Source organism: Cobetia sp. (assembly GCF_983723665.1).
Genome location: NZ_CFDJES010000138.1, coordinates 1 through 7,176 on the forward strand (window position 1 = coordinate 1; position 7,176 = coordinate 7,176).

7 protein-coding genes are annotated in these 7,176 nt (G+C 63.2%); 1 reads left to right on the forward strand and 6 read right to left on the reverse strand.

The features are described from left to right. Positions 1–217: 217 nt before the first annotated feature. The 5 genes from AC4FAH_RS12170 to phaR all read right to left on the reverse strand — a co-directional run bounded on the left by AC4FAH_RS12170 (position 218) and on the right by phaR (position 4,885). A complete protein-coding gene (locus tag AC4FAH_RS12170; protein ID WP_286987945.1) occupies positions 218–1,234 on the reverse strand; it encodes an alpha/beta fold hydrolase in 1,017 nt (338 codons plus the stop codon). Between the two features lie 87 nt (positions 1,235–1,321). Further along, positions 1,322–2,194 (reverse strand): phosphoribulokinase, encoded by an 873-nt coding sequence (locus AC4FAH_RS12175; RefSeq protein ID WP_043334728.1) that lies wholly within the window; start codon positions 2,192–2,194, stop codon positions 1,322–1,324. Beyond that, entirely contained in the window at positions 2,194–2,649 is a 456-nt protein-coding gene (locus tag AC4FAH_RS12180; RefSeq protein WP_052384717.1) for an acyl-CoA thioesterase, read from the reverse strand. The genes AC4FAH_RS12175 and AC4FAH_RS12180 overlap by 1 nt, the downstream gene beginning before the upstream one ends. A gap of 259 nt (positions 2,650–2,908) precedes the next feature. Continuing rightward, a complete protein-coding gene (purD, locus tag AC4FAH_RS12185; RefSeq protein WP_287020783.1) occupies positions 2,909–4,201 on the reverse strand; it encodes a phosphoribosylamine--glycine ligase in 1,293 nt (430 codons plus the stop codon). A gap of 165 nt (positions 4,202–4,366) precedes the next feature. Further along, on the reverse strand, positions 4,367–4,885 hold the full coding sequence (gene phaR, locus AC4FAH_RS12190) for a polyhydroxyalkanoate synthesis repressor PhaR (RefSeq protein WP_279835260.1): 519 nt from the start codon (positions 4,883–4,885) through the stop codon (positions 4,367–4,369). Between the two features lie 197 nt (positions 4,886–5,082). Here phaR and AC4FAH_RS12195 point away from each other — a divergent pair, with 197 nt between their 5' ends. Then, the gene (locus AC4FAH_RS12195; RefSeq protein WP_286987868.1) at positions 5,083–5,808 is read left to right on the forward strand and encodes a 16S rRNA (uracil(1498)-N(3))-methyltransferase; all 726 of its coding nucleotides are present in this window, start codon (positions 5,083–5,085) and stop codon (positions 5,806–5,808) included. Between the two features lie 94 nt (positions 5,809–5,902). Here AC4FAH_RS12195 and AC4FAH_RS12200 read toward each other — a convergent pair. Next, the coding region (locus AC4FAH_RS12200) for an FAD-binding domain-containing protein (RefSeq protein ID WP_490246103.1) at positions 5,903–7,176 on the reverse strand (1,274 nt) is incomplete at its 5' end.

Consider the following 7,176-nt stretch of genomic DNA (forward strand, 5'->3'; position numbering starts at 1 on the left):
AGAAAGGCATCCTGCCACGCCTCAAGGGCCGCAAGCACTGAGCCAGCCCGAGCCCCCCTTCGTGTCTGCGGCTAGCGAAACCGCCGCTGCGCCAGCAGGCCCTTGACCAACGACGTGATGATCAGCTCGATGGCCAGTGCCATCAGCGCGCCGCCAGCATGGGCCGAACAAGGCCAGGCCTAGGACTGGGGCAGTATTCACATGGCGACATCAGTACTCATGAGTCCATCTTGAGCGCTTTGTTCAGGGCTATCTTGAAGCGCTCGAAATCCTCCACTTGTGGCAAGTGCCCCAGGCCCTCCAGCTCGAACAACTCGGAATCCGGGATCAAGGCTGCGGCGTGCTTGCCCAACTTGTCATAGCGCCCCAGCTCCCGCTCCACGTCTTCCTTTTTCCAGTTGCGCCCGGGTGCGGTTCTGTCACGTGTACCAATGATCAATTTGACCGGGACAGTAAAGTCACCAAATTCAGTGATCACTGGCTGAGTGAAGATCATGTCGTATGTCTTGGCATTGACCCATGCCATGGTGTCCTTGTCCGGCCCCTGTATCTGGCCGGTGATGAAGTCAGTGAGCGAGGAATATTCCGCGTTCCATTCGCCCGCATAATAGTTCTTCTGCTGATAGCGCTTGACACTTTCCGGGGTCTTGGCCAACTCGTTTCTGTAGAAGAAGTTGGTGTCCTTGTAGACCTCATACTCGAGGTAGTTCTCGAGCCCGATCGGATTTACCAGTATCAATTCCTGCGTCGTATCCGGGTACATCAACGCGAAACGACTCGCCAACATGCCGCCCATGGAATGCCCCAGCACTATCGAATCCTTGATCTCGAGAGAGTCCATCAAGTCATGCGTGTGCTTCGCCAAGGCAGCGAACGAGTATTGATAATCCACCGGCTTGGAGGATTTCCCGAACCCGATCTGATCCGGAATCAGCACACCATAACCCAGTGACTGCAGATACCTGGCAGTTGGCGTCCAGTAGTCAGCATTGAAGTTCTTGCCATGCATGAGCGTGACGACAGGCATGCCAGCGGATGGCTTCAGATAGATATAGGCCATTTCCAATGACTGGCGCTGCGAGTCGAACGCAAAATGATTCACGCTGAAGTCGTATTCATAGCCGCTCAACAGAGCATCATACGAAAGAGACGACGTATCGACGGGCTTGTCGGCAAAGGCATTGCCTGCCATCAGCAGGAAACCGGAGAGACACAAGGCCTTTATCGGGGACATTCAATGATTCCTGTATCGAGAAAAGATGAAGCCTTCAGTGGTGTTTCGCATGTTCCATCACGGGAGAATATCGGCCTCGTCTCCCGTTCAGCGGAACCGCCGCTGTGCCAGCAGGCTCTTGACCAGCGGCGTGATGATCAGCTCGATGGCCAGTGCCATCAACGCGCCGGGCACCACCAGCGTATGCGGGCGCGACATGAACGAGCCCTGGATCATCGCGAGCAGGAACGGGAAGTCGACACTGCCGGGATCGCGGAAATGGATCACGACCATCGACTCGGCGTCCGTCGGAATATCCTGCGGCTCGAAGGGGTTGGAGGTATCCACCGTCGGCACGCGCTGGAAGTTGATGTGCGTGCGTGAGAACTGCGGCTGGATATAGCGCACGTAGTCATCCATGCGGCTCAGGATGGTGTCCACTACCGCTTCCTGGGAGTGCCCGCGCAGCTTGGTGTCACGATCGATCTTCTGGATCCACTCCAGATTCATGGTCGGTGCCACCCCGATCAGCAGATCGACATGACGCGCGATGTCATGCTCCGGCGTCACCAGCCCACCATGCAGCCCCTCGTAGAACAGCAGGTCCGTACAATCCGGCAGCGACTGCCATTCGGTGAAGGTGCCGACCTTGTAGCCGGCCTCGATCATGCGCTTGTCTTCGGCATGGATGTAATGACGATGCGTGCCGGAGCCCTGCTCGCCATATTCGACGAACAGCGCTTCCAGACGATCCAGCTGGTTGGCCTCGACCGCGAAGTGAGACAGCTCGCGCTTGCGCTCCGGCGCCTCCTGAAACATGCGCACCAGCTCGTCACGGGTATAACGGTGAAAGGCATCCCCATCCACGTAGGCGGCATGAATCGCCTCACGCGAGAACATGCGCTCGAAGGTGCGCATGACGGTGGTGGTGCCCGCGCCGGAAGACCCCGTCACGGCGATGATCGGATATTCCCGCGACATCAGTTGGCTACCCGGGACGACATGGCTGAAACGGCCTGCTCGATGGCGGCACTGGCGCGCGCGCTCGGCTCCGCCAGCCCCTGCTCGCCAGCGAACACCAGCCCGACGCGCAGCGTCGCCAGTACCGCGTCATCGCTGACACGCAGCAGGCGATGGTGGACACCAAGCCCCTTGCCGGACACGCTGTCGATGGCCGTTTCCACCACGAGGGCGTCGCCCAGCCGGCCCTCGCCCTGATACTGCACGGCGAGATCCGCGACGATGCTCATCAGCCCATCGATGTTCCATTCGGGGAAGCCCAGCGCCTGCCAGGCCTGGCCCCGCGCCTCGTGCGCCAGACTGACCACGCTGTCGTGACCCAGGTGCTGGCCATAGTTGATGTCGCTGACCCGAATCGTCATCGGGTGGCGATGTACCAGGCGGGAAACCGGAAATTCAAGCCGGATACGGTCCATGCAGACTCCTTGTCGGCGAGACAGGAAAAGGGTTCAGGGCGGACGGCGACGCCATCTTTCGACGCCGGTCAGCCTCAAGAAGGAATATAGGATGACTAGGGTTATCGCATGCCCGACACCGACATGACCAGACCCCGACACGATGGTCGTAGGCGCTCAGGGCGTCCAGAGACGCCCCAACGACAAGACCCGGCCTGAGGCCGGGTCTTGTCGTGAAGCAGGCATGTCGCGGGGCGATGGCCCGTGCGACTCAGCGCTTTCAGCTATCGCCGCGCTCGCGAGCGATGGCGCGCCAGGCGATGTCGCGACGCACCAGCATGTCCTGCCAGCTGATGGCATCGACGCCTTCATAGGCACGTTCGGTGGCCGCCGCGACGCTGTCGCCCAGTGCGGTGACGCACAGCACGCGACCACCGCTGGTGACGACCTGACCGTCCTGCTCGGCGGTGCCGGCATGGAAGACCTTGCAGCCGGTCGCTTCAGCAGCGTCGAAGCCGCTGATGACATCGCCCTTGCGGTAGCTGGCCGGGTAGCCGCCAGCTGCCAGCACCACGCCGACCGCCGCGCGGGAATCCCACTCGCAGGTCTGGGTGTCGAGACGCCCGTCTTCGGCGGCCAGACACAGCGCGACCAGATCGGACTTCAGACGCACCATGATCGGCTGGGTTTCCGGGTCACCGAAGCGGCAGTTGTATTCGATGATCTTCGGCGCGCCCTGGGCGTCGATCATCAGGCCGGCATACAGGAAGCCGGTATAGGGATGGCCTTCAGCCGCCATGCCACGCACGGTGGGCAGGATGATCTCGTCCATCACGCGCTGGTGAACGTCAGCGGTCACCACCGGTGCCGGAGAGTAGGCCCCCATGCCGCCGGTGTTGGGGCCGGTGTCGCCTTCGCCGACACGCTTGTGATCCTGACTGGTGGCCATCGGCAGCACGTTCTCGCCGTCGACCATCACGATGAAGCTGGCTTCCTCGCCGTCGAGGAATTCCTCGATCACCACGCGTGCGCCGGCATCGCCGAAGGCGTTGTCCTCGAGCATGTCACGCACCGCGGCGCGGGCTTCCTCGTCGCTCATCGCGACCACGACACCCTTGCCCGCCGCCAGGCCATCGGCCTTGATGACGATGGGCGCCGGATGGGACGCCAGGTACTCAAGCGCCGCATCGACCTCCGCGAAGGTCGCGTAGTCGCCGGTCGGGATGGCATGACGCGCCAGGAAGTCCTTGGTGAAGGCCTTGGAGCCTTCCAGCTGGGCGGCGCCGGCCGTCGGGCCGAAGCACTTGAGCCCCGCCTCGCGGAAGCGATCGACCACGCCAATCACCAGCGGTGCTTCCGGGCCGACGATGGTCAGCTCGATGGCGTTGTCACGCGCGAAGGCGACCAGCGCATCGAGATCGTCAGCGGCAATCGCCAGATTGGTCAGCTTGGACTCGCGCGCCGTGCCCGCATTGCCGGGCGCCACGAAGACCTCCTCGACACGGGATGACTGGGCGGCCTTCCAGGCCAGCGCATGTTCGCGGCCACCGCCGCCGATGATCAGGACCTTCATCTTTTCAACCTTCATGAGCCAGTGAGGATCAGGGCTACCCGCATGGCGCGAGCTACCGAGGAAATATCAGGCTGCGCATTATGGCAGAAAGGCGCCCTGCTCGGGGCGCCCCTTTTCACATCACGATGAATTTATGTGAAAGCTGGATCTGACACGGTGTCACACTCAGCGCCGCTCATCGTCCGGCGGCGTGTCCGACTCATCAGGCGCCGCATCCGCATCGCTCGGCTGTGAGCGTGAGGCGCTCTTGCCAGCGCCCATGCCAGCGCCCATGGCCTGCTGCCAGAAGCGCAGGTTCTCTTCGGCGACCTCGCGCATCATCTCCATCGGCGAGTGACGCATGGCCTGGGACCACTGCTCCTGCATGCGCTGCTGCTGTTCCATCATCAGCCGCGTGCCCTGCTCCAGATAACCGGCCAGCGGCAGCGGCTTGGCCATCGCGTAGATGCGGATGAACTGCTCCAGCAGCTCGTTGGAGAAGACCTCGGCCTCGCCCTCGCCCTGCTCCTGCTCGATGATGATGGTCAGCAGGATGGTGCGCGTGAGGTCCTCACCGCTCTTGGCGTCCTCGACCTTGAAGACCTCTTCCGCCAGCACCAGGCTGCGCAGGTCTTCCAGGGTCACGTAGCGGCTCTGCTCGGTGTCGTATAGGCGCCGATTGGCATATTTGCGGATCACTCGCACGTGTCAGGCTCCTGTCGATTTTTCTTCATTGTGCACTCAAGGGGGGGGACTGCAAGAAAAGGCGTCTCCACGCGTCAGCCATTGACGCCATGCCAACGCTGTCTCCGTCGGGTCAGCATGCACGACATGCTAGAATAACGCCCGCTTGCCGCTGTCTGTAAGCGATGCATCCCGCCCTCCACTGCCCCGGTATTGCCATGAATCTGATTTTGCTCGGCGCTGACGACCTGACCGCTCAGGACCATGCACGTATCACGGACCCACGCCGCCTGCGCCATCTGCGTGAGGTGCATCGTGCCAGCGTCGGCGACGAGATGACGCTGGGGGTGGAGGGTGGCCTGATCGGCCGTAGCCGCCTGGAGCGACTGGACGCGGACGTCGCCGAATTCAGCCTGACGCTGGACCGTCAGCCGCCGGCGCCACTCGACGTGCATCTGCTGCTGGCGCTGCCGCGCCCGCGCATGCTGGCACGCTCGCTGGAACACGTCACGGCATTGGGCGTGAAGCACATCACCCTGCTGCATACGCGACGGGTCGAGAAGAGCTATTGGCAATCGCCAGAGCTCAAGGAAGACAAGATTCGCCAGCATCTGGTGCTGGGACTGGAGCAGGCGCGTGACACCATCATGCCGACAGTGACCCACGAGAAACTGTTCAAACCCTTCGTGGAAGACCGCCTGCCGGCACTGATGACACCAGCATCAGGCACGCCTCCGCGTGGCATCATCGCCCATCCGGGCATGCCGGATGAATGCCCACGCGCCGTCCGCGAGCCGGTGATTCTGGCCATCGGCCCGGAAGGCGGCTTCGTGGACTATGAGGTCGAGAAATTCATGGCGGCAGGCTTTGAAGGGGTGCATCTGGGCGAGCGCATCCTGCGCGTCGAGACGGCCGTCACGGCGCTATTGGCCCGTCTGGGCTGAAGAGCGGCAGGTCATACAAGTAGCAGGTCATAGATGAGGTGCCACCAGGGCCTGGATCTTCCTAGACGACTGGCGTGATATCGACACCGCCTGATCACACATCGAAGCCCGCCAGATGCCGCCATTCGCCCCAGTGGATGGCGGCGTCGTAATCGAGCAGGCAACGCTCGAACCAGCGCGCGCCCAACCGCCAGTCGCCGCCGCCCTCCAGCCAGGCACCGGCCAGATACTTGCGCTCGGACCACGGCAACCAGCCTTCACGTACCAGCACCTGCATGGCCTTGTCGGCCCGGGCATCGCCGGTTCGCCCTTCGCTCCAGCGCGCAAAGGCGGCGTCATTTGCAGCCTCTTCCCGCAACGCAGCGCCATACCAGGCCGCGCGCGCCTCCTCATCCTTGTCACGCAGCATGCGCTGCCAGCACTCACGCTGCAGCACGATAGCCAGCAGCTGCTGATTGATCGCCTCATCACCCGCCTCGCGGCGACGGGCATCCAACACCTGCAGGATGCGGCGCGGACTGATGCAGCCCAGCGCCAACCATGCTGCCAGTGGCCATGCATCCGCCGGGCGCGCCATCGATTGCATATCGTCAAGCGTCTTCCCCGCCTCCCACTGGGGCGCCAGCCCCGCCGGCACACCAGCGCCTTCGGCATCGACAGAGTGCGATCGCTGATAGGACGCCCCTTCTATCGAGTCGTCATCGCCCTTGCCGGCATCTCCCTTCGCCCAAGCCTTGCCCCACAGCAAGGTCGACAGGTATGCGCGGGCGGGCTCCTCGCCACCCTGCAGCTCCGCAAGCTCGGCAGTCGCCGGCTGCCAGGCTTGCGCCGAGCCACAGATGGCATCCAGCGGCGGAAAGCCACGCGAGGCAGAATCGGGCCACGGCGGCAGGGAATAGGGCAGCCCCTGCAAGGGCGACTGCGCCTCGCACAGCGCGCGCCACTGCTCATCGTTCAGCCCTGTAGGCAAAGCCTCGCGCTGGGGACGTGCCTGTATGACGCCGGGCGTCGGCGTCAGCACAGCGCAAGGCGACAGCATCAGGTCGGCCACGCCAGCGTCATCGCCACCACTGGCGTTCAGCACCCGCGAGGCAAGCGCGGCGCAGGTCGCCAGGGCGTCATGATCGCCTGATGCGCCTGTATCAGCAGAGGCTGTGTCACGCAGTTTGAGATCACTGGAGGGGGTCGCCCGCTCATCTACAACACGGGACGCTTCATGCGCCACGCGCAGGCAAGCCGTCTCTTCACGGGGGAGTCTGCCCGGCAGCAGGCGATCAAGCAGCGGGCCATCCAGCAGCTGGCTGTCGAAGGCGATCTGGTCAGCGGGATGACAGTGGAGCCGGGTCGAGGCCGGCAGGCGCCGTGAGA

Bases quoted from the DNA above. Each gene is read 5' to 3' on its own strand.
- AC4FAH_RS12195 (WP_286987868.1), top strand. From the start codon at position 5,083: ATGAATCTGATTTTGCTCGGCGCTGACGACCTGACCGCTCAGGACCAT.
- AC4FAH_RS12175 (WP_043334728.1), bottom strand. From the start codon at position 2,194: ATGTCGCGGGAATATCCGATCATCGCCGTGACGGGGTCTTCCGGCGCG.
- purD (WP_287020783.1), bottom strand. From the start codon at position 4,201: ATGAAGGTCCTGATCATCGGCGGCGGTGGCCGCGAACATGCGCTGGCC.
- AC4FAH_RS12180 (WP_052384717.1), bottom strand. From the start codon at position 2,649: ATGGACCGTATCCGGCTTGAATTTCCGGTTTCCCGCCTGGTACATCGC.
- AC4FAH_RS12170 (WP_286987945.1), bottom strand. From the start codon at position 1,234: ATGTCCCCGATAAAGGCCTTGTGTCTCTCCGGTTTCCTGCTGATGGCA.